Annotated in this window: 24 protein-coding genes and 3 pseudogenes; 9 read left to right on the top strand and 18 right to left on the bottom strand. The window is 61.0% G+C overall.

What is annotated here, in order from left to right; translation table 11 throughout:
• Positions 1-13: 13 nt before the first annotated feature.
• From FDY98_RS25320 to FDY98_RS25280, 9 genes and pseudogenes are all read right to left on the bottom strand, one after another.
• The gene (locus FDY98_RS25320) at positions 14-514 is read right to left on the bottom strand and encodes a tripartite tricarboxylate transporter TctB family protein (protein ID WP_155706394.1); all 501 of its coding nucleotides are present in this window, start codon (positions 512-514) and stop codon (positions 14-16) included.
• A 96-nt stretch (positions 515-610) separates the two neighbouring features.
• Entirely contained in the window at positions 611-1,600 is a 990-nt protein-coding gene (locus FDY98_RS25315; protein WP_119023468.1) for a Bug family tripartite tricarboxylate transporter substrate binding protein, read from the bottom strand.
• 258 nt (positions 1,601-1,858) lie between these two features.
• Positions 1,859-3,061: a 3-oxoadipyl-CoA thiolase gene (gene pcaF, locus FDY98_RS25310; RefSeq protein WP_155706393.1), complete on the bottom strand. Its 1,203-nt coding sequence runs from the start codon at positions 3,059-3,061 to the stop codon at positions 1,859-1,861.
• Positions 3,062-3,088: 27 nt separating this feature from the next.
• Positions 3,089-4,756 carry an electron transfer flavoprotein-ubiquinone oxidoreductase gene (locus FDY98_RS25305; RefSeq protein WP_155706392.1) on the bottom strand — a complete coding sequence of 556 codons (1,668 nt, stop codon included), beginning with the start codon at positions 4,754-4,756 and terminating at the stop codon, positions 3,089-3,091.
• Positions 4,757-4,871: 115 nt separating this feature from the next.
• Positions 4,872-5,810: an electron transfer flavoprotein subunit alpha/FixB family protein gene (locus FDY98_RS25300; RefSeq protein ID WP_155706391.1), complete on the bottom strand. Its 939-nt coding sequence runs from the start codon at positions 5,808-5,810 to the stop codon at positions 4,872-4,874.
• A 14-nt stretch (positions 5,811-5,824) separates the two neighbouring features.
• A pseudogene (locus tag FDY98_RS25295) lies at positions 5,825-6,573 on the bottom strand (electron transfer flavoprotein subunit beta/FixA family protein).
• Positions 6,574-6,610: 37 nt separating this feature from the next.
• Entirely contained in the window at positions 6,611-7,834 is a 1,224-nt protein-coding gene (locus FDY98_RS25290; protein ID WP_155706390.1) for a CaiB/BaiF CoA transferase family protein, read from the bottom strand.
• 41 nt (positions 7,835-7,875) lie between these two features.
• Entirely contained in the window at positions 7,876-9,405 is a 1,530-nt protein-coding gene (locus FDY98_RS25285) for a 3-hydroxyacyl-CoA dehydrogenase (protein WP_155706389.1), read from the bottom strand.
• The gene (locus FDY98_RS25280; protein ID WP_155706388.1) at positions 9,405-10,193 is read right to left on the bottom strand and encodes an enoyl-CoA hydratase; all 789 of its coding nucleotides are present in this window, start codon (positions 10,191-10,193) and stop codon (positions 9,405-9,407) included. The genes FDY98_RS25285 and FDY98_RS25280 overlap by 1 nt, the downstream gene beginning before the upstream one ends.
• A 338-nt stretch (positions 10,194-10,531) precedes the next feature.
• Here FDY98_RS25280 and FDY98_RS25275 point away from each other — a divergent pair, with 338 nt between their 5' ends.
• Positions 10,532-11,296, top strand: a complete 765-nt coding sequence (locus FDY98_RS25275; protein ID WP_266100344.1) for an IclR family transcriptional regulator — start codon at positions 10,532-10,534, stop codon at positions 11,294-11,296.
• Positions 11,297-11,346: 50 nt separating this feature from the next.
• Positions 11,347-12,500, top strand: a pseudogene (locus tag FDY98_RS25270) (acyl-CoA dehydrogenase family protein).
• Positions 12,501-12,601: 101 nt separating this feature from the next.
• Here the strand turns inward: FDY98_RS25270 and FDY98_RS25265 are convergent.
• Entirely contained in the window at positions 12,602-13,495 is an 894-nt protein-coding gene (locus FDY98_RS25265) for a 3-hydroxyacyl-CoA dehydrogenase NAD-binding domain-containing protein (RefSeq protein ID WP_155706386.1), read from the bottom strand.
• A gap of 180 nt (positions 13,496-13,675) precedes the next feature.
• Between FDY98_RS25265 and FDY98_RS25260 the strand changes: the two genes are divergently transcribed.
• A complete protein-coding gene (locus FDY98_RS25260) occupies positions 13,676-15,037 on the top strand; it encodes an IS1380 family transposase (RefSeq protein WP_155705687.1) in 1,362 nt (453 codons plus the stop codon).
• Positions 15,038-15,208: 171 nt separating this feature from the next.
• Here FDY98_RS25260 and FDY98_RS25255 read toward each other — a convergent pair whose 3' ends face one another.
• Entirely contained in the window at positions 15,209-15,808 is a 600-nt protein-coding gene (locus FDY98_RS25255) for a hypothetical protein (protein WP_155706385.1), read from the bottom strand.
• Between the two features lie 64 nt (positions 15,809-15,872).
• Here FDY98_RS25255 and FDY98_RS25250 point away from each other — a divergent pair, with 64 nt between their 5' ends.
• From FDY98_RS25250 to FDY98_RS25240, 3 genes and pseudogenes are all read left to right on the top strand, one after another.
• Positions 15,873-16,247, top strand: a complete 375-nt coding sequence (locus tag FDY98_RS25250; protein WP_340147135.1) for a MerR family DNA-binding protein — start codon at positions 15,873-15,875, stop codon at positions 16,245-16,247.
• 78 nt (positions 16,248-16,325) lie between these two features.
• Positions 16,326-17,625, top strand: a pseudogene (locus FDY98_RS25245) (ISL3 family transposase).
• 274 nt (positions 17,626-17,899) lie between these two features.
• The gene (locus tag FDY98_RS25240) at positions 17,900-18,166 is read left to right on the top strand and encodes a hypothetical protein (RefSeq protein ID WP_155706384.1); all 267 of its coding nucleotides are present in this window, start codon (positions 17,900-17,902) and stop codon (positions 18,164-18,166) included.
• Positions 18,167-18,189: 23 nt separating this feature from the next.
• Here the strand turns inward: FDY98_RS25240 and FDY98_RS25235 are convergent, their stop codons facing one another.
• From FDY98_RS25235 to FDY98_RS25200, 7 genes are all read right to left on the bottom strand, one after another.
• On the bottom strand, positions 18,190-19,467 hold the full coding sequence (locus FDY98_RS25235; RefSeq protein WP_155706383.1) for a Y-family DNA polymerase: 1,278 nt from the start codon (positions 19,465-19,467) through the stop codon (positions 18,190-18,192).
• Positions 19,464-19,955 carry a LexA family protein gene (locus tag FDY98_RS25230; protein ID WP_155706382.1) on the bottom strand — a complete coding sequence of 164 codons (492 nt, stop codon included), beginning with the start codon at positions 19,953-19,955 and terminating at the stop codon, positions 19,464-19,466. Before FDY98_RS25230 ends, FDY98_RS25235 begins: the two co-directional genes overlap by 4 nt.
• 111 nt (positions 19,956-20,066) lie before the next feature.
• Positions 20,067-20,531, bottom strand: coding sequence for an RES family NAD+ phosphorylase (locus tag FDY98_RS25225; protein ID WP_155706381.1), 465 nt, complete (start codon positions 20,529-20,531; stop codon positions 20,067-20,069).
• A complete protein-coding gene (gene parS, locus FDY98_RS25220; RefSeq protein ID WP_155706380.1) occupies positions 20,528-20,980 on the bottom strand; it encodes a type II RES/Xre toxin-antitoxin system antitoxin in 453 nt (150 codons plus the stop codon). Before parS ends, FDY98_RS25225 begins: the two co-directional genes overlap by 4 nt.
• 112 nt (positions 20,981-21,092) lie before the next feature.
• Positions 21,093-22,193 (bottom strand): nucleotide exchange factor GrpE, encoded by a 1,101-nt coding sequence (gene grpE, locus FDY98_RS25215; protein WP_155706379.1) that lies wholly within the window; start codon positions 22,191-22,193, stop codon positions 21,093-21,095.
• 250 nt (positions 22,194-22,443) lie between these two features.
• Positions 22,444-22,707: a helix-turn-helix domain-containing protein gene (locus FDY98_RS25205; protein ID WP_155706377.1), complete on the bottom strand. Its 264-nt coding sequence runs from the start codon at positions 22,705-22,707 to the stop codon at positions 22,444-22,446.
• 67 nt (positions 22,708-22,774) lie between these two features.
• Positions 22,775-23,053, bottom strand: coding sequence for a hypothetical protein (locus tag FDY98_RS25200; protein ID WP_155706376.1), 279 nt, complete (start codon positions 23,051-23,053; stop codon positions 22,775-22,777).
• A gap of 238 nt (positions 23,054-23,291) precedes the next feature.
• On the opposite strand from FDY98_RS25200, the gene FDY98_RS25195 reads away from it, so the two are divergent.
• The 3 genes from FDY98_RS25195 to FDY98_RS25190 are packed head-to-tail and all read left to right on the top strand — an operon-like array spanning position 23,292 to position 25,467.
• Entirely contained in the window at positions 23,292-23,519 is a 228-nt protein-coding gene (locus FDY98_RS25195; RefSeq protein ID WP_155706375.1) for a hypothetical protein, read from the top strand.
• A 36-nt stretch (positions 23,520-23,555) separates the two neighbouring features.
• Positions 23,556-23,792 carry a hypothetical protein gene (locus FDY98_RS26380; protein ID WP_163576426.1) on the top strand — a complete coding sequence of 79 codons (237 nt, stop codon included), beginning with the start codon at positions 23,556-23,558 and terminating at the stop codon, positions 23,790-23,792.
• A gap of 31 nt (positions 23,793-23,823) precedes the next feature.
• Positions 23,824-25,467, top strand: coding sequence for a phosphoadenosine phosphosulfate reductase domain-containing protein (locus FDY98_RS25190; protein ID WP_196518361.1), 1,644 nt, complete (start codon positions 23,824-23,826; stop codon positions 25,465-25,467).
• Positions 25,468-26,002 lie beyond the last annotated feature (535 nt).

The raw sequence follows: 26,002 nt of genomic DNA, 5'->3' as shown, positions 1-26,002 counted from the left end.
GATGGCCATCGAGTCAGAACGGCAGCATCGGAAGCGGAACGTTCATGACCTCGGTAAACAACAGCGATACGCCTACCGGGAAGGCAACGGCCAGACTATAGACCCACAAGGTGCGCACAGGGTGGGCGACAAACAGGATCAGAGTGGCGAGAATCCCGCTGATGATGGCGCCCAACATCTCGAACAAGCCAACATATACCACTAGTGCCAACACCATCAGCGCAAAACGTAACCATGGACCACGCTCGAAGCGACGCCCGCTATCCTCACCATCGTCAGCGACAAATACCCCTTGGATAATCATGAGGGCTGAAAATACCACGAGCAACCACCCCACGATGGTCGGCAGCCAGCGCGGCGACATCATCGGATTCTGCAGAATGGGCGGCTCTCCAATGTAGTTTGGAATTAAATACAATAAAAGCAGTAGCGAAAAGCACAGCAGCAGCACTCCAGCGACCACATCCAGAGGATCTTTGACCAGCATGCGGTGGGAAGGGTGAGACTTCGTCATCGGGAAAAACCCTTTCACGTGTAAAAACTCCGCATGGAAACCACTGAGGCGAGGGCAACGTGCCCTCGCCCCACCATGCCGTGACAGAAAAGTGACTTACTCCTGGCGAATACCAGCCTCCGCCGCCACTCCATCCCAGCGGGTCACTTCATCAGCGACAAAGGCCTTGAAATCGTCGCCAGCAACAGTCCCCTTCTCCCCTCCCAGCTGCTCTACGAAGCTGGTGAACTCCTCACGCTCCATCACTTTTTGGAGAGCTTCCTGCATCGTGGCGAAAGCCTCGTCAGGGAAGGAGCTGTGAGCGATCAGACCAAACCAGGCGGTGGTGACAAACTGATCAAGATTATACTCGCCGATCTCTTTCAAAGTCGGCACATCGGGGAGATACTCCGAACGCTCTTCGGAGGTCACAGCCAGTGCCCTGAGGTCACCTGACTGGATGTGAGAGAATACCGTGGGCATGTTCTCGAAGGAGACATTGACGTCCCCACCGAGCAGAGCCGGCAACGCCGCGCCACTGCCAGCAAATGGCACGTTTGTCATATTCGAGCCTGTCAGCGTCTTGAACAGCTCACCAGACATATGCACAGAACTGCCTACACCGGGACTGCTGAATGACATGTTCTGGTCTTGAGCGGCCTCGATGAACTCCACCACGCTCTCGTACGGGCTGTTGGCCGGAACCACCATGACATTTGGGATATCCAGCATGTTCTGGATAAACACAAAGTCCTCAACCGGGTCGTAGGCCAGGTTGGGATAGATGGCAGCACCAATGGTGTGGCCGGGTGAAGCCATCAGGATAGTGTGAGCAGCATCACGACCACCGCGGGCAAGTCGGCCGGTGGCCACAGTAGAGCCAGCACCCGGACGATTTTCTACTACCACATTCGCACCAATCTCATCCTTCAGCAGGTCCGCCACTCGTCGCGACAGAACGTCGGTAGTGCCGCCGGGCCCATAGGGCACCACCAAGCGGACGTCACCAGTAGGCCATTCCGATGCTTGAGCGCTGGAGACGGCCAGCGTCAGCGCCACTGCGCCGCCACAGGTTGCCACGCAGAGTGCGTTGAGCAGCTTATTCATATTTTGCTCCTTCACAATTGAAATGACCGCTATGCGGACTTTTTATTCGCATTTAGTCCGTAGACTACTTTGCTATGCCGAAGGCCAGGTATGCGACTTTAGTCGCAACCCCCGACCCACCCCTTCCCTGACTTAAGGTTTTTTGCTTTGACATTCATGGGGTCACGGCTCGCTCCACCTTCGTGACCAAGCTCATCAGACCCATTCGCTTGTAGTGGCCAACAACACATGACCCCAGCAGAATGCTAGGACGGGTCCTCAAACCCTCTCGATCAAGGTCGCAATGCCCTGACCCACGCCCACACACATGGTGCACAGGGCGTATCGCTTGCCGCTCTTCTGCAGCTCGTGGGCCGCGGTCAGCAGCAGGCGGGCCCCGGACATGCCCAGCGGGTGGCCCAGCGCGATGGCGCCGCCGTTGGGGTTGACCCGCGGGTCGTCGTCGGCGATCCCCAGCTCGCGCAGGCAGGCGAGCGCCTGGGCGGCGAAGGCCTCGTTGAGCTCGATCACGTCGATCTCGTCCAGCGACACGCCGGTGCGCGCGAGCAGCTTCTGCACCGCGGGCACCGGGCCGATGCCCATGATGCGCGGCTCGACGCCGGCGGTGGCCATGCCGAGGATCTTCGCCATGGGGGTGAGGCCGTGCTGCTCCACCGCGGCGGCACTGGCCACCAGCATGGCGGCGGCGCCGTCGTTGACCCCGGAGGCGTTGCCGGCGGTGACGCTGCCACCTTCCCGGAACGGCGTCGGTAGCCCGGCGAGCTTCTCGAGCGTCGTCGCACGCAGGTGCTCGTCCTGGTCGAAGCGCAGCGGTTCCTGCTTGCGGCGCGGAATCTCGATGGCGGTGATCTCCAGCGCGAAGCGGCCGGCATTTTGTGCGGCAGCGGCCTTCTGCTGGGAGCGCAGGGCGAAGGCGTCCTGGTCCTCGCGGGAGATCTTGAACTGTTCGGCCACGTTCTCGGCGGTCTCCGGCATCGAGTCGACGCCGTAGGCCTTCTGCATCAGCGGGTTGATGAAACGCCAGCCGATGGTGGTGTCCTCGATCTGCTGGCCCCGGGAGAAGGCACCGTCGGCCTTGCCCATCACGTAGGGCGCCCGGGACATCGACTCCACGCCACCGGCCAGCGCCAGGTCCATCTCGCCGGCCTTGATGGCGCGAAAGGCGGTGCCCACCGCGTCCATGCCGGAGCCGCACAGGCGGTTCAGGGTGGTGCCGGGGATGGATACCGGCATGCCCGCCAGCAGCAGCGACATGCGCGCCACGCTGCGGTTGTCCTCGCCGGCCTGGTTGGCGCAGCCCATGAAGACCTCTTCGATGGCGGCAGGGTCGAGATTCGGCGTCTCGGCCAGCACCGCCTTGAAGATGGTGGCCGCCAGGTCGTCGGGGCGCACGCTGGAAAGGGTGCCGCCGAAGCGGCCCACGGCGCTGCGCCGCGGATGGCAGAGGAATACGTCGCTCATAACATGCTCCATATTAGAAACTTAGGTTCACATATTGGGATAGTTGGGCCCGCCGCCGCCCTCGGGCGCCACCCAGGTGATGTTCTGGGCCGGGTCCTTGATGTCGCAGGTCTTGCAGTGCACGCAGTTCTGGAAGTTGATCTGGAACTGCGGCTTGCCGTCGTCCCCCTCGATCACTTCGTAGACCCCGGCCGGGCAGTAGCGCTGGGCGGGCTCGGCGTAGGTCGGCAGGTTGTCGCGGATCGGCAGCGCCGGGTCCGCCAGGCGCAGGTGGCAGGGCTGGTCCTCCTCATGGTTGGTGTTCGACAGGAACACCGAGGAGAGCTTGTCGAAGGAGAGCTTGCCGTCGGGCTTGGGGTAGTCGATCTTCTCGAATTCGCCGGCGGGCTTCAGCGCCGCGTGGTCCGGCGTGGTGTCGTGGACGTTGGGCAGCCTGCCGCCTAGCAGCTGGTTGACGAAGTTGTAGGCGCCGCCGCCCACGGTGCCGTACTTGTGGATCGCCGGGCCGAAGCTGGCGCTCTCCTTGAGCTCGGCGTAGGCCCAGCTCGCCTCCCACTTCTCGGTAAACGCGGTCAGCTCCTGTCCCCCTTCATCACCGCCGGCGATGGCCTCGAAGACCGCCTCGGCGGCCACCAGGCCCGACTTCATGGCGGTGTGCAGCCCCTTGATCTTGGCGAAGTTCAAGGTGCCGGCGTCGCAGCCGATCAAGAGGCCACCCGGGAAGGTCATCTTCGGCAGGCAGTTGAGGCCGCCCTTGGTGATGGCGCGGGCGCCGTAGGCGATGCGCTTGCCGCCCGCGAGGTGCTTGGCCAGCACCGGATGGTGCTTCATGCGCTGGAACTCGTCGAAGGGCGACAGCCAGGGGTTGCGATAGGAGAGGTCCATGATCAGGCCCACCACCACCTGCTGGTTCTCGGCGTGGTAGAGGAACCAGCCGCCGTGGGTGGACTTGTCCAGCGGCCAGCCGGAGCCGTGCAGCACCAGGCCGGACTCGTGCTGCTCGGCGGGGATGTCCCACAGCTCCTTCAGGCCGATGCCGTAGTGCTGGGGGTCGCGGCCGGCCGCCAGGTCATACTGCTGGATCAGGCGCTTGCCGATATGGCCGCGGGCGCCCTCGGCGAAGAGGGTGTACTTGGCGCGCAGCTCCATGCCCGGCATGTAGCTGTCCTTGGGCTCGCCGTCGGCGCCTACGCCCATGTCGCCGATCAGGATGCCCTTGACCACCCCCTCCTCGACGATCGCCTCCTGGGCGGCGAAGCCCGGGAAGATTTCTACGCCCAGGCCCTCGGCCTGCTCGGCCAGCCAGCGGCAGAGGTTGCCGGCGCTGATCACGTAGCGGGGCATGTCGCCGCCGGTGTTATGCATGGACTTGGGCACCAGGGCGTTGGGCAGCGTCAACGCCTTCTCGGCATCCTTGAGCAGGTAGAGCTCGTCGCGGATCGCCGGGGTGGTCAGCGGCGCGCCGCGCTCCTCCCAGTCGGGGAAGAGCTCGGCCAGGGCGCGGGGCTCGAAGACGGCGCCGGAGAGGATATGGGCGCCCACCTCGGAGCCCTTCTCTACCACGCAGACGCTGAGCTCCTGCTCGGCGGCATTGGCCTGCTGCATCAGCCGGCACGCCGCGGCCAGCCCCGAAGGCCCGGCGCCGACGATGACCACATCGAAGTCCATCGAATCGCGTTCGGTTACCGATGTCATGAAAAGTTCCACTGTCGAAGAATAAAGCCGACGGGTCAGAGTTCGACTCCTTCCCGCCGGCAAGCCGAGAGAGCTTTTGGCCTCGGCGTCATGATGATCAGGGGTTGCGGGAGGGTTAGAGACGCCCCTCAAGCTCCGGCAGCGCCTGGAAGAGGTCGGCGACCAAGCCATAGTCGGCCACCTGGAAGATCGGCGCCTCCTCGTCCTTGTTGATGGCGACGATCACCTTGGAGTCCTTCATGCCGGCCAGGTGCTGGATGGCACCCGAGATACCCACGGCGATGTAGAGCTCAGGCGCGACGATCTTGCCGGTCTGGCCCACCTGCATGTCGTTGGGCACGAAGCCGGCGTCCACCGCGGCGCGCGAGGCACCGATGGCCGCGCCCAGCTTGTCGGCGATGCCGTCGAGCAGCTTGAAGTTCTCGCCATTGCCCATGCCGCGGCCACCGGAGATCACCACCCGGGCGGCACCCAGCTCGGGGCGGTCGGACTTGGCCAGCTCCTCCTTGAGGAAGGTGGACTGGGCGTTGCCGGCCACGAAGTCCACCGCCTCGACGGCGGCACTGCCACTCTCGGTCCCTCTATCAGGGCAGGCATCGAAGCCGGTGGTGCGCACGGTGATCACCTTGAGGGCGTCCTCGCTCTGCACGGTGGCGATGGCGTTGCCGGCGTAGATCGGGCGCTTGAAGGTGTCCGGGGACGCCACCGCGATGATCTCGGAGATCTGGGCGACGTCGCGCAGGGCGGCGACGCGGGGCAGCACGTTCTTGCCGGTGGTGGAGGCGGCCGCCAGCAGGTGGGTGTAATCGCCGGCCAGCTCGTTGAGCAGCGCCGCGGTGGGCTCGGCCAGCAGGTGGGCGTAGGCGGCGTGGTCGGCCACGCGGACGCGGGAGACGCCGTCCAGCTTGGCGGCGGCCTCGGCGATGGCGGCGACGCCTTCGCCTGCCACCAGCACGTCGATATCACCGCCAATGGCCTTGGCAGCGGCGACCACATGGGCGGTGGCGCCGGCCAGGGCGCCGTCGTGATGTTCTGCGAGTACCAGAATGCTCATGAGATCCGCTCCTATCAAAGCACTTTGGCTTCGTTCTTGAGTTTATCGACCAGCTCATCCACGGAGCCCACCTTGACGCCGCCCTGGCGCTCGGCCGGCGGCTCGACCTTGAGCAGCTTGACCTTGGAGCCACCTCGACGCCGAGATCCGCCGGGGTCTTGACGTCCAGCGGCTTCTTCTTGGCCTTCATGATGTCCGGCAGCTTGGCATAGCGCGGCTCGTTCAGGCGCAGGTCGGTGGTGACGATGGCGGGCAGGCTCAGCTCGACGGTCTGCAGGCCGCCGTCGACCTCGCGGGTCACCTGGAGCTTCTCCCCCTCGACCTTCACCTCGGAGGCGAAAGTGCCTTGAGGCAGGCCGGTGAGGGCCGCCAGCATCTGGCCGGTCTGGTTGTTGTCGGTGTCGATGGCCTGCTTGCCGAGGATCACCAGGCCCGGCTGCTCCTCCTCGGCCACCTTGGCCAGCGCCTTGGCGGCGCCCAGCGACTCGACCCGCTCGTAGGTCTCGACGTGAATGGCGCGGTCGGCGCCCAGCGCGAGCGCGGTGCGCAGCTGCTCCTGGGCGGCCTTGGGGCCGACGGTGACGGCGACCACCTCGGTGGCGACGCCCTTTTCCTTCAGGCGCACCGCCTCTTCCACGGCGATCTCGCAGAAGGGGTTCATGGCCATCTTGACGTTGGTGAGGTCGACGTCGGAGAGGTCGGGCTTGACCCGAATCTTCACGTTGTAATCGATGACACGTTTGACAGCGACGAGGACTTTCATCAGCACTCCTCAGTAATGCTCAAGACTCTTGGAAAAATTAACCCACCACACCGTCGCCTTTGAGTTGCGACAACTGCTCTGGGGAGAGATTCAGGTATTCGGCCAGCACATCATCAGTATCCTGCCCAAGAAGTGGCGCAGGCCTCTTGTACTCCACCGGAGTATCAGACATATGAATCGGGCTGCCGACCATCTTGAAATCAGGATTCATGGAATGGGGTATGTTAACCAACATACCACGTGCATCCACCTGAGGTTCGGCAAGCGCATCGGCAATATCATTAATGACTCCAACCGGCACCTTGGCCTTGCTAATTTTTTCTACCCACACTTCAGCGGCATCACGTTTAAAATGATCCGAAAGAATCTGGGTGATGGCATCCCGATTTCTGATGCGATTTTCGTTTGTCGAGAACCGAGGGTCAGTGGACAGCTCCGGCAATCCAATGGCGTCACATAAAGACGAAAACTGTGAATCATTGCCACAGGCGATGATGAAGTCCTTGTCGCTCGCATGAAAGGAGTTATAAGGAACGATATTGGCATGCGCATTACCATACCGCCCCGGTGAAACACCGGTGCTGAGATAGTTCTGACTCTGGTTTCCGAGTGCGGCCACCTGCACATCCAGCAACGCCATATCGCAATACTGACCACGGCCAGTCTTCTCGCGTGCCAGCAGCGCGGCCTGAATGGCAACGACCGAGTACAGCCCCGTCATCACGTCGGTGACCGCCACGCCCACCTTCTGCGGGCCACCACCAGGGACGCCATCACGCTCCCCGGTGATGCTCATCAACCCTCCCATGCCCTGGATGATGAAATCATAGCCGGGCTCCTGCGCGCGAGGCCCCGTCTGGCCGAACCCTGTAATGGAGCAATACACCAGCCTGGGGTTGAGCTTGGAAATTGATTCATAATCAAGCCCATACTTCTTCAATGATCCTGCCTTGAAGTTTTCGATGAGTACATCGCTCTCTGCGGCCAACGCACGGATAACTTCTTGGCCTTTCTTGGTGGCAATATCAATAGCCACAGAGCGCTTGTTTCGGTTAGTGGACTGGTAGTATGAGGCTTCCTGCGTCTCGTTCCCTTGAGCATCCTTCATATAGGGAGGGCCCCAAGCTCGAGTATCATCCCCTCTGCCAACACGTTCTACCTTGACGACATCCGCACCAAGATCAGCCAGCACCTGGCTGCACCAGGGGCCAGCCAGCACACGACTCAAGTCTAGTACCCTAATTCCCGTTAGTGCACCCATAGCACTCTCTCCACTTCTACCAACATGATGTGTCTCCAATGTCATCGGCCACTTGGCGCTACGTGCAACAGTGAAACCCCAAGGGTGGCGCGACGGCGCAACCAAAGGCTTGGCCGATAACGTGGATCACCCGTTAAGGCGTAGATACGTTCCAATATACAAAGCACGCGCTTCGAGCCCAGCGCATCCCCCCATGCCAACGGGCCATGGGGGTAGTTGAGTCCCAGCCTGACGGCATTATCGATATCGACAGGAGTAGCGATTTCACGCTGAGCAATTTCGCAGGCCAAATTGACCACTGACGCCAGCACACGCTGCGAGACAAATCCAGCACTGTCACGAATGACCGTCACTCCGCTACCATCCGATGCCAGCAGCGCATGAGCCGCGTCACGCATCTCCGGTCGAGTGACTGGCGTCATCATCAGGGTGCGATGACGCTCAAGCCCAAGAAGGACATCGAGGCAGAGTGTGCGTTCGGGGTCGACGCCGAAGTGCTGACTCGCACTCACGGCATCATCACCCAAGGGGAGCAACAAGCAGAGCGCCTGTTCAGAGGGTGAGTCTGTGGGCTCCACTCGCCCGCCGAGTGACTCCAGCAGCGTCGCAACGTCTGCACGCAGGTCGGCATCCTCACACCCCACCCAGACCGGCGGTAGCTCGCTGACACACGGCACCGGCTGTGGCGTCAATGCCTCAATTTTCCTGCCTGCCTCATAACGATAGAAGCCAACCCCTGTCTTGCGTCCCAGTCGCTTACCCTTAAGCATCTGCCGAGAGATAGAGGAAGGTCGATAACGCGGATCGTGATAGAACTGTTCGAAGATCGACTCCATCGCAGGATGCGAGACATCCAAGCCGGTCAGATCAAAAAGCTCGAGCGGGCCCATCCGGAACCCGGCCTCCTCGCGAAGAATCCGATCGATATCCTCCGGTGGCGCTACCCGCTCCTCAAGAATCTTCAACCCTTCGGTGCTGTAAGCGCGTCCTGCATGGTTGACGATGAAACCAGGGGTATCCTGGGCACGCACGCCAGTGTGCCCGAGCCGGTCTGCCAAATTCAGCAGGGTGTCGATAACGGTCTCGTCGGTATCGATCCCCCCGATCACCTCGATGACCTTCATCAGCGGCACGGGGTTGAAGAAGTGGAAGCCGGCAAGCCGGTCGGGGCAGGCCAGATCCGCGCCAATAGCCGTGACCGAAAGCGACGAGGTATTGGTCACCAGAATGCAATCGCGGGCCACGATTGCCTCCAGCTCGGAGAACAGGGCCTGCTTGATGCCAAGATCCTCGACGATTGCCTCGATGACCAGGTCGCAATCCGCCAGGGCCGTCATCGACTCGACGACGGAAAGATGGGCCAAGGCCTCCTCGGCAGACTCACGAGAGAGCTTGCCCTTGCTCACCAGTTTGTCGAATGTCGCCTGCAGGCCATCACGTGCGGCGCTGGCAGCCCCGTCACGCTTGTCGAACAGCGCGACCTCGAGACCGGCCTGAGCTGCTATCTGAGCGATCCCTGCGCCCATCACACCAGTGCCGACGATCCCCAGCCGATTCACTTGTCCTGCCATCATGACCCCCGATAGGTCGGTTTGCGCTTCTCGATGAAGGCGGCAGCCCCTTCCTTCTGATCCTTGGTGTCGAACAGCATCTGGAAGGCCTTCCGCTCGAGGACTAGCGCACTCTCAAGCGGCAGGTCGGCACCGGCGAGTACGGTCTCCTTGATCTGCTCCACGGCCAAGGCCGGCAGATGGGCAATTTCCTGAGCCAATGCCTTGGCACGCTCGAGCGTCTGCTCATCGGGGACGACCTCGCTGACTAGCCCCATACGCAGTGCATCAGGCGCCGGTACCATGCAGCCGGTCATCAGCATGCGCATCGCCTGGAACTTACCCACCGCGCGTACCAGGCGTTGGGTCCCTCCAGCGCCGGGCATCAGGCCAAGTTTGACTTCAGGTTGCCCGAACCGGGCGGACTCGCCGGCCACGATGATGTCGCAGTGCATGGCAAGCTCACAGCCGCCGCCCAGAGCGAAGCCATTGACCGCAGCAATGACCGGCTTGGGGCAGTGCGCAATGGGCTCCCAGAACCGCTCGTTGTGGCGCAAATGCATCTCGGTGGGCGACGCCGTGGCAAACTCCTTGACGTCAGCACCGGCCACAAACACCTGCTCCCCTCCCGTCAGCACGATAGCCCGCACGTCATCACGCCGGGCCAGGGACGAGAACAGTTCGGCGAGCTGACGCCTAACGGCGCCGTTGAGGGCATTCTTGGCGGATGGTCGATCGATGCGAACCACCGCCACCCCTTCGTCGAGCGAGGCGAGATATACCTCGGCGGGCTGCTGCTTGTCGTTCATGCACCACCTCACAGTAAAATGATCGTTATGCGGACATTTATTTTGCTATACTCGTTAACCTACACAGGTTGGCAGAAAGCTGTCAACGACATCGCTGCGCGCGCTTTACGCCGCCTTGTGGTTTTGGGGAGGGCTTGAGAAACAGCGAGGATGTCGACCCGATGGACATGACAGCCCTTATAGATGTCCGCCAAGCGGTCTTTTAGATTGCAGAGTTGACATCACAGAGACAGTGCGCGCAAACTTTCATGACTGCTATCCGCCACGGGAGCGAGGATTCAGTGAAGAAAAAAGACAGCCAGAGCGACTTCCAGATCGTGCTAGACCCTACCCATGCGATGGAAGAGCAGGAGAAGGATCGACAGTTCGTGACATCGCTGGCACGGGGGTTGGAGCTGCTACGCTGCTTCACCCCACGGGATAGCATGCTCAGCAACCTCGATCTGGCTAGAAAGACAGGGCTGCCACGCCCCACAGTGAGCCGGCTGACCCACACCCTCGCCAGGCTCGGCTATCTTCGTCCGCTGCCGCGCGGGAAGTATCAACTGGACGTAGGCGTGATGTCCTTCGGCTACTCCATGATCTCCAATCTCCCGATTCGCTCGGTTGCCCAGCCCTTGATGGTGAACCTCGCCGATGAAGTCGGCGCCACCGTGGCGATGTCGGCACGTGACCGTTTAGACATGGTCTACCTGGACGTTGTCCAGAGCGCCCTACGCTCCACCATTCGCCGCCAGATCGGAACACGCCTCCCGATTCACCAAAGCTCGGCCGGTCGCGCCTGCCTGGCCGCTATGCCTCAAGAAGAAGCCGAGGTGATCATGGAGCATATACAGCAGAGCCATCCCGACGAATGGCCAGACATTCGCAGAGCACTGGATGGCGCCTTCAAAGAGTACGCAGAATATGGCTACTGCCTGTCGATGGGCGATTGGCAGAAAAAAGTCAATGCGGTTGCGGTTCCCTTGAACCACCCGCAGCTAGGGGTGCTCGCGTTCAACTGCGGAGGCCCCGAATTCCAGGTTTCTCGCGAGAAACTTGAAGAATTTATTGGACCCCGGCTGGTACAGATGGTGAATGATATCAATACCCAAATCTCGTAAACAGCGAGATAAAAACTGACCAGCAACCACTATATCAGCGAGATGAGATCATGATTCGCGACCAGGAAACAATGCAGATTCTTCTTGACTCTATTCGTAGCTTTGTCAACGAAGAGCTTATTCCACGAGAGGAAGAAGTCGCCGAAACTGACCAAATTCCTGACGACATCGTAGCGCAAATGCGCGATATGGGAATGTTTGGGCTTACTATTCCCGAGGAGTTTGGTGGCCTCGGAGTCACAATGGAGGAAGAAGTCAACATTGCCTTCGAGCTTGGCAGAACCTCCCCTGCTTTCCGCTCCTTCATCGGGACCAACAACGGTATCGGTTCAATTGGCATTCTTCTCGACGGCACAGACGAGCAGAAATCCCGCTACCTGCCACGCCTGGCCAGCGGTGAGATTCTCAGCTCTTTCTGCCTGACTGAACCGGATTCGGGGTCCGATGCGGCATCATTAAGGACGACTGCTGTAAAGGATGGGAATGAATACATTATCAATGGCACAAAGCGCTACATCACCAACGCGCCGCATGCCGGCATCTTCACCGTCATGGCGCGCACCAACCCGGACATCAAAGGTGCCAAAGGTATCAGCGCCTTCATCGTAGATGCCAACACATCGGGCATCACGATTGGGAAGTGCGATAAGAAGATGGGCCAGAAGGGGGCTCACACTGCAGATGTCATCTTTGACAATGTCCGGGTTCCGGAAAGCGCTCTGATTGGCGAGCAGGAAGGTGTCGGCTTCAAGACTGCAATGAAAGTGCTGGATAAGGGCGCCTGCATATTGCCGCCATCGCGGTGGGCGCAGCCGAGCGTGTTCTGGAGGACTCCCTTCGCTTCGCTATGGAACGCAAGCAATTCGGCAAGCCCATCGCTGAATTCCAGCTGATCCAGGGAATGCTGGCAGACTCCAAGGCTGAGATCTATGCCGCCAAGTGCATGGTGCTGGATGCCGCACGCAAGCGGGATGAAGGCCAGAACGTCAGCACCGAGGCCTCCTGTGCCAAAATGTTCGCCACTGAAATGTGCAGCCGCGTAGCAGATCGTGGGGTACAGATTCATGGCGGAGCCGGCTATATCAGCGAATACGCCGTTGAGCGATTCTATCGCGATGTACGCCTTTTCCGACTCTATGAAGGCACCACCCAAATCCAACAGGTGATCATCTCTCGCAACATGATTCGAGAAGCCCAGAGTTAAGCCACCTCCGCATTAAGCCCCCTTGCCTAACATCGCCCCAATCTCAGGCAAGGGGGTGTTTCTCTCGCATCAGCAATTAATAACAATTATTCCTGACAGCCTTAATTCTCTTTCATCATTGACAGGAGGCGTACAAGCAACTCTCTCTCCTGACGATCGTAGTTCTCCCCACTTCCTGCAGGCCACTCATAGAAGCCGTTACCACTCTTACGACCGAGATATCCCTTCTCCACCAACGCCTCAAGCAGAGGGGATGGCGTGGTGCGATTATCCAAGCTCTCATATAGGTAGCTCGATATATTAAGATGGGTGTCCAGCCCATTTAGATCCCGCTGGCGTAGCGGCCCGTTGATAGCAAGACGAATACCAATTGAGTAGCGCACGATATCGTCTAATGTCTCGGCGTCTACAATGCCTTGTTCCAAAATCGAGAGACATTCACGCATTAATGCATGCTGAATACGGTTCGCCACGAAACCCGGCACACTTTGCTTCAGCACGGCAGGACGCTTTCCGAGCTCGCGGAGCAAATCAACTGCGTGATCGACGAAGGTATCCAAAGTAAATCGCCCAGGGATCACCTCGACAGTTGGTATGAGATCTGCAGGATTAAAGAAATGAGCTCCCACGAACCGTTCCGGGCGAGCCAGCACATCAGAAAGTTCATCAATAGAAAGTCCTGAAGTATTGGTCAGGATCAGTGTCGCGTCACCAACGTGAGCCTCCACATCCTTCAGCACTCGCTGCTTGAGCGTAAGGTCTTCAGTGACGCTCTCAAGAACGACATCACACTCCCCCACCTGCAACCAATCGCTGACAAAGTGAGCCTGTACCTTGCTAGCAGAATCAGATTCCAGGGCCTGACGACAACGCTCCAACACATTGGGGTTGATATCCAGCACCGTCACCGTCATGCCGTTACCAAGCATTAGCTTGGCAAGGTTCATCCCCATGGTGCCTGCCCCGACCACCAGCCCATTTTTAAAAGACCGCATACATGACTCCTATACGATTTGCGCACTGCCCACGGTGGCACAAGTGGCCTAGTGCCCAACAGACGAAAGAGGGATATAAAGTATATACCCTGAATCCGTGAGACCGGCCCCCGGAAGCACTTCTAACCCACTGAGCTGCATGGCAATATAGCCATTATCGCCATTCACCCAGACAGTGCCATGCCCAACATAAAGTTCCGCGCCAGTCGCCGCACCCTCACCAGCCATGCCGGGCTGTCCATCATCGGGCAGTGCTTCGAGATCGCCGGCGTCGACAGCATCGACGGCCGCTTCCCCATCACGCTGGGTATGCGCACCAGCGACGTGGTCAAGAGCTACCTGGGTCTGCTGTGTCTGGGCATGAGCGACTATGATGCCATCGAAAACTTCCGCCGCGACAAACCCTTCCAGCAACTGCTGACCCTGCAGAAGGTGCCGAGCACGGCGACGCTGCGACAGCGGCTGGAGAAACTTGCCGCCAATGACCTGCAGGCGCGCACCGCCAGCTGGTCGACGACCCTGCTGTCACTGATCGAAGCACCGATCACCGCCGAGACGACGCACGTCTGCCTGGACATCGACACCTTCGTCATGGACAACAGCAACTCGAAGAAGGAAGGCGTCTCGCGGACCTACCAGAAGGTCGATGGCTACACCCCGATCGCCGCCTATCTGAGCAACGAAGGGTGGTGCCTGGGTCTGGAACTGCGGCCTGGCAAGCAGCACACCATGAAGGAGAGCAACGCCTTCCTGGAGCGGGTACTGCCTCGCGCCCAAGGCCTGACCAAGCAACCGATCCTGTTACGCGAGGACAGCGGCTTCGACAGCCAGGCGCACCTGGCGCTTCTCGAACAGCAGCGCCAGGTCTTTGCCGACGAGGGGCGCCGGCTCGACTATGTCGTCAAATGGAACCCGCGCAGCTCGGCCACGGCTGATCGAGATACCTGGCTGGCGGTGGCGGCGGACTACTGGGAAGAGCTGCGTCCTGGCAAGCGCCAGGCGCTGTGGCCGCAGACCGTCTCGATCCACGACGACAACAAGACCGAATACGTCGTCCAACGCGTGATGCGCCTGGTAGAGCGCACCGCCGATCGCGATGGCCAGTTGCTGCTCGAACCGGACTATGAGTTGGAAGGCTGGTGGACCAGCCTGGACGAGGCGCCGGAGGCGGTGATCAAGCGCTACCAGGCGCATGCCACCCATGAGCAGTTTCACAGCGAGATCAAGACCGATCTCGACCTGGAGCGCTTGCCGTCCGGCAAGTTCGCCACCAACGATCTGATCCTGCATCTCGCCCAGTTGGCCTACAACATCCTGCGCCTGATGGGACAGCTGGGCATGACCGGCGAGCTGAGCCCGGTTCGCCACCCGGCCAAGCGGCGCCGGCTGCGCACCGTGCTACAAGAGCTGGTGCACCGTGCGGCTCTCGTGATTCACAAGGCACGGCAGATCATCCTCGACTTCGGGCGGGATATCGGGCGCATGACGGTGCTCAAGACGCTGCGGAGCCGACTGCGTTATCCACGAGGAACGCCATGCTGACCGTCAATCGGCGACACTCTATCCACAAGCAGTTCCAAGCGACACGCGATCGCCAGATATGTCGTGCCTGGCGGGTGGAAAGGCATGACAAAACGGGCCGTCAGCACCGATCAGCACGGTGGGTTTTGGCAATAACGGGCTTGCGAAAGCCAACTTGCACGGGGCGAATGATCAAAAAGTGCTCGCTGGCGGTGATAGGGAAAGTGTCGGCGCCGGCTTCACGGATTCAGGTTTTTCCCATGGATAGGTGGCTAGGACACGCTTTACTTCAGAGGATGAGCCATAACAGCGAGCAAAATATTCAATACAAGGAACCAGTAAGCGCTTGCCATCTGCGATATTAAATTCTATTAAGAACGTCTCATGCCGATTGTTTTCTGGCAAATAACTAGCCCCGATGAATTCAGTATTTAGGCTGCGCCCTGATTTTTCTAGGTCGCCCAAGGAAAGAATTTGCCATCCGCCTTCTGAAAACGAAACTTCGAACAGCCTCTTTTCGTAGACAATGCGATTTTTACTAACACCCTCATGCCAAACTGAGCCAATGCACAGTAGCCCTAAATGCGTCAATGCTGCAGTACGTGAGATAAACCTACCCAAGTTATTATGATCATCGAGTGTGCGTAAAAATATGTAAATCTTTGGGACACTGTTCGGCTGACTATTTTTGATCACCGGACCGTACCACCACACTACGAGACGCTCATCTGAATCCTTGAGGGTTTCATCAGGAAGGCTGAATGTCCTGCATGATCTCAGGGTAAGCTTCACTAGGCCGAGCTCCATGTCGGGGTGACTCGCCTACTGTCGCAGCAATTCCTAAAATGTCGCAACAATTGCTGAAAATGACAATTACCAGCGACGAGGGCTATTATCGGAGCCCGAACGACCTCCCGGAGGTATTCGACGCTATAGTGCCGCCGATATCGACAGGTTGACGTTCGTGAAAACGGCGCAGCAGCTGGGCTTTAGTCTGGATGAGATCAGTGACCTACTTCGGCTGGAAGATGGCGCCCACTGTCAAGAAGCCAGTGCTCTCGCAGAGCACAAGTTAGGGGACGTTCGCGAGAAGATCGACAGGCTTGAAAGAATTGAGAAGGTGCTGAGCGAAATGGTCGACCGATGCCATGCACAACAAGGCAATATCACTTGCCCGCTAATTGCGTCATTGCATGAAGGGCTCAGAGAAGCAGAAGACCCAAGGGAGTAAATCACCTTCAGTTCGTAGAAAACAACGCGGTCAAAGAGTCGCAATCATCTATGGACCATGTCGACAAGGAAAGTTTGCATGACCAGCTTGCCTGACAACATCCTGCACCTTCCCGAGTACCACGTCCTAGCCACCAAGATGGAAGAGCATGATCTCCACTACCAGGTCGAAGCTCCTGAGCCTCTAGCTTGCGAGGAATGCGGCGTTGAGAGTGAGTTTGTCAGGTTCGGCAAGCGCGATGTGGCCTATCGCGACCTACCCATCCACGGAAGGCGGGTCACCCTCTGGGTGGTCCGTCGCCGCTACACCTGCCGGGCGTGTGGAAGGACGTTCCGGCCAGCTCTTCCGGAAATGGTAGACGATCACCGCATGACGCGGAGGCTTTACAACCACGTCGAGAAGGAAGCCTTCAATCACCCCTACGCCTACGTGGCTGATACCACGGGCCTCGACGAGAAGACTGTCCGCGAGATATTCAAGAAGAAGGCTGAGTTCCTGGCAGCCTGGCATCGCTTCGAGACACCCCGCTGCCTGGGGATCGACGAGCTGTACCTGAACCGCCGCTACCGCTGCATCCTGACCAACCTGGAGGAGCGTACCCTACTGGACCTGCTGCCCGGTCGCCAGCAGGACGCGGTGACGAGGCGCCTCATGAGCATGACCGAGCGCCACCAGGTCGAGATCGTCAGCATGGATATGTGGAAACCCTACCGCCGTGCTGTCCAGGCGGTGCTGCCGCAGGCTCGCATTGTGGTCGATAAGTTCCACGTCGTGCGAATGGCCAACGAGGCCTTGGAAAAGGTCCGCAAGGGGCTCAGGAAAAAGCTGACGTCCAACCAGCGCCGAACCCTCAAGGGTGACCGGAAGATCCTGCTGAAGCGCGCTCACGATGTCTCAGATCGCGAACGGCTCATCATGGAGACCTGGACAGGGGCATTCCCCCAGCTCTTGGCGGCCTACGAGCACAAGGAGCGGTTCTTCCACATCTGGGACGCCACAACCCGGCGTGACGCCGAGAAGGCGCTGACTGCCTGGATTGACGACATCCCACAGGGGCAAAAGGAGGTCTGGAAGATCTCGTCAGTGCTATCAGTGGCTGGCATGAGGAGATGCTGACCTACTTCGAGACCGACATCCCGATCACCAACGCCTTCACGGAGTCAATCAACCGGCTGGCCAAGGATAAGAACCGCGATGGCCGTGGCTACTCATTCGAGTGATGCGGGCCCGGATGCTCTACACCACCAAGCACAAGAAGAAGGTGCCGCAGACCAAGGAATCCCCCTTCCTGGGCAAGGCCACCATGACCTACAGCATGGGTCTTCCCGAGCCTGAGAAAAACTACGGCGTCGATCTATCAACCTTCTGGAAGAGTTAAGGGTTCGAAGGAGCAAGGGGCTCCATCTACCACTTAATCCGGATACCCTCTATTTTCTGATCTCCCTCAGAGCCCTCGGCCAAGAGGTATTCGATGGCACCGCCACGCTCCTGACATACGCACAGATCGTGCTCGCAGTGACGATTATCGGGGGCTGCATCGCCTACCCGAGGTTGCTCAAAGCCGCTTCCCCCAAGCAGTAAGCCTGTCGCGTCTTGATCACCTGAGACCGACCCAGCGCCAGCAAGCCCTCACCCCACAGGATACCGTGACCATGGCTACCATCCAGATCCGCCACGATCGTGACCACTTCATGAGCATGTTGAGCTACGCCGTCAGCCGCGAAAACCTCTGGGGCAACGTCGATGTGCTGACCCGAGACCGGGAACCCGGCATGCTGCTGGTCCTCCGAGATCAAGTAAACCTGGGGCATCTCGTGTCCACCGAATCTGTCCATGCCAGCTACGAGGAAGCTCTCGCCGAGCTGGGAAGCCTCCTGGATGACATCAACCCCGACCAGCGCCCCCTGAGCCACCTGTGAGGCCCGCAGGCGCCCGGGTGGCCTCACCCCATCCTGATCACCGGCAACTCGTCCCACGAGGTCAGGAAGCGAGGTGTCGGCCGCTGAGTCCTCTGGCGCCAGCTCTGCTGGGGCCTTTCCCCGCCCAAGGACAGCGTTCCTCGCCCGAACTCCCGGTTGACCGCATCCATCACCTTCATCAGCTGCGCCGATTGCTGGCGCTGGGTCTCAGGCTCCTGGGCCTCCAGCCAATCCAGCTGCAAGCCCTCGCGATCGGCGAGGTCGATCAGCATCACGCCCGCTTTCGCATATTGGTAGCCCGGCCGGTAGATCATGGCGAGCGCCCGTTGCGCCGTGGCCACGATCAGGCGGCTGTCATCGGTGGGGCGGGGCAGGGGGAGCGTCACACTCGGGTAGTCCTGAGGCAGGTCACTGCGAAACCGAGGGGTCGACAGGAACACCATCACGGCCCTGGCCACAGACTGCTGGCGCCTGGCCTTCGCCGCGCCCGCTTGAGCATGGGTTCTCACGGCCTCCTGGAGGTCCGCCAGGTCGCCGGTCGCCTGGCCAAAGGTCCGGCTGGTCATGATGTTCTGCCGCTTCTGATCGATGTCGTCCGGCTGGATCACATCCAAGCCGCGCAGCTCCCAGAGCGTCCGCTCGAGGACCACGCCAAAGCGCTGACGGATCGCCTTGGGGTCGGCCTCTCTGAGCGCCAGCGCTGTCCTGATACCCAGCCTCGCCAGCTTCTCGCCCGTTCGTGAGGCCACCCCCCAGAGATCGGTGGCCGGCATCTTCCCGAGGTGGGCCAGGGTCGCTGGATGATCGGCCTCGAGAACACAGACACCCCTGAAGGCGGGCTGCTTCTTGGCGATGCCGGTGGCCACTTTGGCAAGCGTGCGCGAGGCCGCTACGCCGATCGAGACAGGGAGGCCGGTGTTGCGTTGGACGGTGTGACGCAGCTGCTCGGCATGGGCTTGCAGGGCCTCGCAGGAGAGGCCAGAGGCGTCAGCGAAAAGTTCATCGCAACTGTATACCTGAACTCTACCAGTCGACGCTCGCACGGTGGCCACTACACGGCGCGACATCTCCCCGAACAGGGCGTAGGCCGAACTCAGCAGCACTGTCTGCCGGCGTACCTCCGGCGCCAGCTGGAACACCGGGATGCCGTTGGGCACCCCCAGCGCCTTCAGCTCGTTCGATCGGGCAACCAGGCAGCCGTCTCCCGATGAGAGCACTCCCACCGGGCGCCCTTCCAGCCACGGCATGAATACTCTGTAGGCGCTGCAATAAAAGTTGTTTATATCCAGATGTAATATCACCGCCGACCCCGGCCGCGGTGGGCATGGATGTTGTGTGTCACCACGCCCCAGACCTCACATTCCACGCCGCCCAGGGCAATGGGCGGGTAGGCCGGGTTGCCCGATAACAGAGCTGGCTGGCCATGCCAGCGCCCCAGCTGCTTGCAGGTCAGCTCGCCGTCCAGGGCCACCACGATGATGTCGCCCGTCACCGGTGTCAGCGACCGGTCTATGATCAACAGGTCTGAATCATAGAGGCCAAACCCCACCATGCTGTCGCCCTTGGCACGGCAGAAATAGCTGGCGCTGGGGTGCGGGATCAGGTGCTCGGTGAGGTCCAGAACGCGATCCAGCTCCGCATCAGCGTGGATAGGAAAGCCCGCCCGCACCTCGCCGCTCATCAGCGGCAGGGTATGGCGAGACTGGCCTGCGGACTGGCCCAGGATGTCGATATGGCTGCTTGACTGCTCGCTCGAGCATGAAGCGCCAGCAGGATATGGGGTCAGCATGACGGTCTCCTTCTACTGTACATGCAGACAGTATCGGGGAGGCGGCAGGCTTGCTGCAAGCCAGGCAACAGGCGGGAGGCTTACACCTTCCCCTATCCAGGGAGGGGATGGCTACAGGCGCCTATCCGGGGAGAAATCGACCTCTTTGGCGCTATCCACCATCGCCTGGAAGTCGGGGTGCTCAGGGTTGAGGAGGTAGTTCATTTCCCTGGGCGCGACGACGCTCGGAACCGCCAGCGCCAGGCTCGACCGCCCCTCAAGCCAGTCGTCACCGATCTCGGCAGTGGAGGGCGGCGCCGGCTCAGCTCGCCAGTCAGCAGGCAACACGTCCTCCGGGAGCTGCATCAGCACCTCTTCCGGGAACGTCACCTCCAGGAGCGCATACTCCTTCAGCAGCTGGTTGTCTTCCAGGTGAACCATCACCTCGAGCATGGCCAGGGATTCAGCGCTAGCAAGGTACACACAGGCCTTACCCTTGCTATTCCACCGGCCGCCGTACAGGCGGGCGCCCTCACCATCGAAGGCCGCCTGAAGCCACTTCCGCTTGACGAGCCGATAGCCGCGCACCGTGCTCACGCGAAGACGCCGTGCTCAAGTCGACCGATCAGGTCCAGGACAGCTTCAGCGCCAGCAGTTGTTGCTACCATCTCCACCGGGCGGCGGCCGCCCAGCCCACGCACTGGGCTGAGGAGCCATTCCTTCGCCTTTGCCTTGTCGCCCTCGAACAGGTCCACCGCACTCTTGTAGACCTCAGCGAAACGGTACAGCCGATCACCCTCGGCCGGCTTGAAGTAGCCAGTGACAGCACGGCGCTTCAGGGTTGCCGGGGGGATGACCACATACCGCGCCAGCTCCTTACTCTCGAGGCCAGAGGCTTCGGTGAGCTTGATGTAGACCTTGTATGAGACGCCCTCACTCAGCGCCTCATGCAGCTTGGCGCCACGCTGGGGAAGGCCAAGGGCCTTCCAGAAGTCGTCCTTTCGGCGCTTCACCTTCGGCCGATACTCTTTGATCGCGGCTTCCATAACCCCTCCTCGTATCATTTGATACGCAATCAGTGTATCAAATGACAACCAGCCTGCCAGTGAGGTTGCATGCGCCGTGGATGACAAGGGCGGGTGAATGTGATGCCTGGGCCTATCGCTTATCCACTAACCTTGACGAGGGGAGGGCGCAGCAGGCGCCGGCATAGCTGTAGCCCGTCTGGAGCACTTCCGTCACCACCCCTTTCCCGAGGCCAGTGTTGTGGTCGATGCCCACCGCCTCATGACGCTCAGGGTCAAACCGCTGGCGCTCGGCGGGGATCACCTCAACGCCGTGCTGAGCCAGGGCCTCCCGCTGCATCTGGATGATCATTTCGAGCCCCTGTCGGTGGGCGGCGTCTCCCGGCCCGGTCATGCTGCCGATCGCCTTCTCGAGCCCATCGATCGCCGGCAGCAGGTCTGTCGTCAGAGCCTTGATTGTCTCGTCCCGCGCCTGGCGGACCTCTTCCTCTCGGCCCGACTCAAGCTCCTGGATGCGCTCAGCGGCCAGCTTCTCCAGGTCGCTACCTACCAGCTTAACGTCATAGCGGATGTTGCCCCGATTGGGGTCACCGTGGGTGTAACCGCCCCGACCCCGGAAAAAGAGCGGGGCGCCAGGCGTGTAGTTGTCGATGAAGGGGTAGCGCTTTATGCCCTCGAGGGTCGGGTAATCCACCTCAACCGGTAGCACCATGGCCAGGTAAGGCACCTCCACCGGCGCCCTGAGATGCTTCCCGTCCACCTTGAATCCGCGAGGCGCCTTCACCTCGACCTCAATGTGAAGGGCACCATTCTCCCCACCATTCAGGCCTTCGCTACCACGGCCCTTCACCTTAATGACGAACCTTGAGCTATCGATGTGAGGTGGCCGTACTGCCACTTTGATGCGCTCCCGCTGGTCCACCAGGCCCTGCCCGTCGCATTTGGAGCAATGCTCCGTGGTGTATGGCTTAAAACCCTCTATGCCCGTCCCCCCGCAGGCGCGACACGATGGGTCACCCGCCATGGGCGCTGTCTGGGAGAGGTAGGGGGCACGGCACGTTCGGCAGATCGACTTGACGCAGGCCTGGCACCGGACCCTGCGCCGGTATTCGGCCCGAATGAGGTTGTCCTCCACGACATCCCGGAACCGAGCCGTCATGGTGATCCGCACATCCTTCCCTGGGACTGTCCTCGGGTAGTCCTTCAGGCGTTCATGGAATCCGATCTCAGACACGTCACCCTCCAGATTCAAACGCTCGGCCGCAGCTGCTCGATTTCATCCAAGGCAGCTTCCCGCTCTCGGAACCAGTGGTCACGCCGCGCCTCAGCCAAGGCCTTCTCGCCCTCAAGCCGTGCGACACACCTAGCGAGGCGGATGCACTCTCGCCGCAACGCTTCCTCTGGCATGGACCGGTACTGCGCGATCGCCGCTCCCATGATGTCGACTCCTTTGCTCATGCTCTTGCCCGATGGCTGCGTCGGGCTCAGTCCTTCGGCTTGGGGATTTTCACCCCCTCTAGGTTGTAGTGCTCACCCAGCTCGATGGCCCGGCGCACAGACTCCAGCACCGGCTTGCGAACCATGCGGAAGCGGGTCGACTGCGGGGCGGCGAACCATCCCTTCACGGTCTCCACGCTGTAGCCGGTAAGAGTTGCCACGTGCTCCTGCTTCAGGCCATGGCGCTCCATCAGCTGGCGCAGGGCCTCGTTATTGGATGTGTCGGGTTGGCTCATTCGTGTCTCTCGCATCAAGCCGCCAGCCTAGCCAGCGGTGAATCCAATGGGGATCGGCGACGACCGCCGCCGCGCTGATCGGTTAGGCCTCGAGGCCCCACCTCGCACGCGCCCGCTCGAGAGCACTGAGGGGCTGCTCCGGCGCCAGTGGAGCATTGAAAAACGCCTCCAGCTCGGCAAACAGCGCACGGTCTTTGAGGTCCAGCTCCAGGTCAAGCAAGTGCGCCACCGCTTGATGGATTTCCACCGCGCACCAGGGCTCCAGCTGGGCCACCTCTTCATTGTCGCGGATCAGGCGCTGAATCTCGGCATGGCCTCTGATCTCTGCCAGCTGGCGCTCGCGCTTCGTGTCGTTCGACATATCTCCTCCCATCGCGGGGTCAGTCATGTGAATCATCATAATGTGCAATGCACACCATTTCAAGATGACCAGTAAGCCAGAAAGGTCCATTTATCATATTTGGAGCCACCCATAACCCCAGGGGATGAGTAATAAAAAAGTGTGCGCTGCTCTTGATAAAGTGTGCAATGCACACTAGAATGGTAGTCATCAGGTGGAGGGGCCTCCACCACAGGAACCCAGCACAGGAAGACATCAGATGACGACTTACTTCATCCCCCTGTTCTCCCTCCCGGCCATCGTGAATGAGCCCGGCGAATACCTCACTCGAGGCGGCGAGCGGGTCATCGTTGAGCGGATCTCAGCCCGGCATGACTTCAACTGTGTCGGCCAGTACGCCAGCTCCGGCATCGCCGAGCGGTGGCACAAGACAGGTCGGATCATGGCCACGTCCGAGACAGCCAACGACATCGTGAAGCGCCTTTAACCCCTAGACGACCACCACCAGCACGAGGCACCCGCCATGACCCTGAACATCATGCACCCGCTCTATGTCGTCGCCGGCTTCTCCATCCACAGCGAGCCGGGCAGCCAATGGATGCCCATCAGCACCCAGACCTATCCGGTCAAGGAACGCGCCGAGATCGAAGCCGAGAAAATGGCCAAGCGGCTCACAGCTGGCGAGAAGTGCGGAGTCATCGAGTACACCGCCGAGGGCGCCCAGCTGGTCGGGCAAGTCTTTGAAGGCCCCCAGGCCTAACAGAACAACGAGCGACAAGGGGAAGCGAACCATGAACCTGGCGATCAACCTGCACACCGAGTCAGCCACTCCGACCGCCCTCGAGGCAGCGGCACAGCCGCTGCCCGAGCGGGTCCGTCACGCGATCGATCAACTCAAGGCGATCGTCATGGAGCAACCGACCTCCCTCTTGGTCGCCTATTCAGGTGGCAAGGACTCAACCGTGGTGGCCAGCCTGGCACTGGCAGCCCTGGCCGAGCTGGCGCAGGAAGGCCGCCTGCCGGCCGATGTCGAGCACCTTGTCGCCACCTCCAACACCGGCATCGAAAACCCCGTGATCGAGCGCCACGTGGGCCAGCACCTGGGCGCCATGCGTGCCTTCGGCAGGGCGCATGCGATCCCGCTCCAGGCGAAGTGGGCGATGCCGAGCCTGGCTGAGAGCTGGCAGGTCAGCGTGCTGGGTGGGCGCCGGCAAATGGCCTGGCCCAGCGAAGGGCAGAGCCAATACTGCTCCGTGGACTGGAAGATCAAGCCGATCGACACGCTCAAGCGCCAGCACGCCAAGTCCCTTCCCAAGGAAGTGCGGCAGGTCACTCTGCTCGGCAGCCGATTCGAGGAGTCCGCTCGTCGTGCCGCCAACATGCAGGACCAGGGCGCCGCCAGCAGCGTGGTTGAGCACCAGGGTCGCCTCCTGGCCTACCCGATCGCCGACTGGACCACCAGCGATGTCTGGGACTACATCCTGTTCGCCCAGCCCCTTGGACAGGGAGGGCCTTTCCCCAGCTACGCCGCCACCCTGGCGGATGTGCTCGAGGTCTACAACAGCGCCAACGGTGAGTGCTCTATCGTGGGCGACAGCGGCAAGCGGACCCCGTGTGGGGCACGCACCGGCTGCTGGACGTGTCCTTACGCCGGGAAGTCCGACGAGAGCCTGACCAACATGGCCAAGGACCATCCCGAGATGGAGCCGCTGCTGGCGCTGCGCCAGTACATCGTCACCCTGCGTCATGACGTGGGCGCCCGGAACTTCATCGGCACCGACATCAAGGATGGCGGCGCCATCAACATCAGCGCGGCCGGCTACAGCGGTGAGGCGCTGCTGAACCTGCTGCGGGCCTGCCTGACCATCGACGCCGAGGAGATGGAGCGCTCCGAGGCACCGGCCTTCCAGATCATCACCCCTCAGGAGCTGGTGGCCATCGAGTGGTCCTGGGCGATCCGCGGGCTCCAGCTGCGCCCCTGGGAGGCCACCCGCGCCTGGGTTGAGGTGCATCACCAGGGCAAGCGCTACCCGATCCCCAGCGCCAGCACCGCGCAACCGGTTCAGGCCGGCGGCCAGTCCCTGCACCCCCTGGAAGGGGAGACCTTGGGCTCTCTGGTGACCCCGCTCATGGCCAACGCCGGCATCAGCGGCAGCGCCAGCCCCCGCCTCGAGGTCGACCCCGAGGGCGCCATGGAGATGCTGAGCATCGAGGGCGACCAGCTGGCAGGACGTGTCGAGGGCTCCCCGGAAGCCGTGGCCAATTCACTGCTCATCCGCGGGGTCGTCAGCATCCCGGCGACTCGTCGGGCTGAGCTGGACCGCCGCCTCACCGCCGTGGCCCGGCTGCGAGAGGAAGGCATCATGCAGTGGGCCTACCACGGCGGCCGACCCGAGCTGGCCAGCAATGAGTTCCAGCTGGAGATGGTGGGCTAGGCCCACCCAGACAGGCCCCGGGGAGCCGGGGCCTTTGTTCCGCATTCGAAACAACATCCATCATCCATCGCGCTGTAGCAGCCATGACGGCACGTGCTTTCACCTGCACCGGGCACGTACTTCCACGGACGCCAGGCCCGTGGTTTCAGGGATGCCACCTCACGGGCACGTGCTTTCACCTGCACCGGGCACGTACTTCCACGGACGCCAGGCCCGTGGTTTCAGGGATGCCACCTCACGGGCACGTGCTTTCACCTGCACCGGGCACGTACCTCCACGGACGCCGGGCTCGTGGTTTCAGGGATGCCACCTCACGGGCACGTGCTTTCACCTGCACCAAGCACGTACCTCCACGGACGCCGGGCTCGTGGTTTCAGGGATGCCACCTCACGGGCACGTGCTTTCACCTGCACCAGGCACGTACCTCCACGGACGCCAGGCTCACAGGGGCATAACCAGCCCCTGGCAAGGGGGAACCTTGTTTCGCATGCGAAACATGCGCGAGAGAGTCGAAGCCCCCGGCTACAGGGTTACC

The organism is Halomonas sp. PA16-9 (assembly GCF_009728585.1).
Classification (GTDB): Bacteria; Pseudomonadota; Gammaproteobacteria; order Pseudomonadales; family Halomonadaceae; genus Vreelandella; species Vreelandella titanicae.
This window is presented reverse-complemented; position numbering and strand designations above follow the sequence as displayed.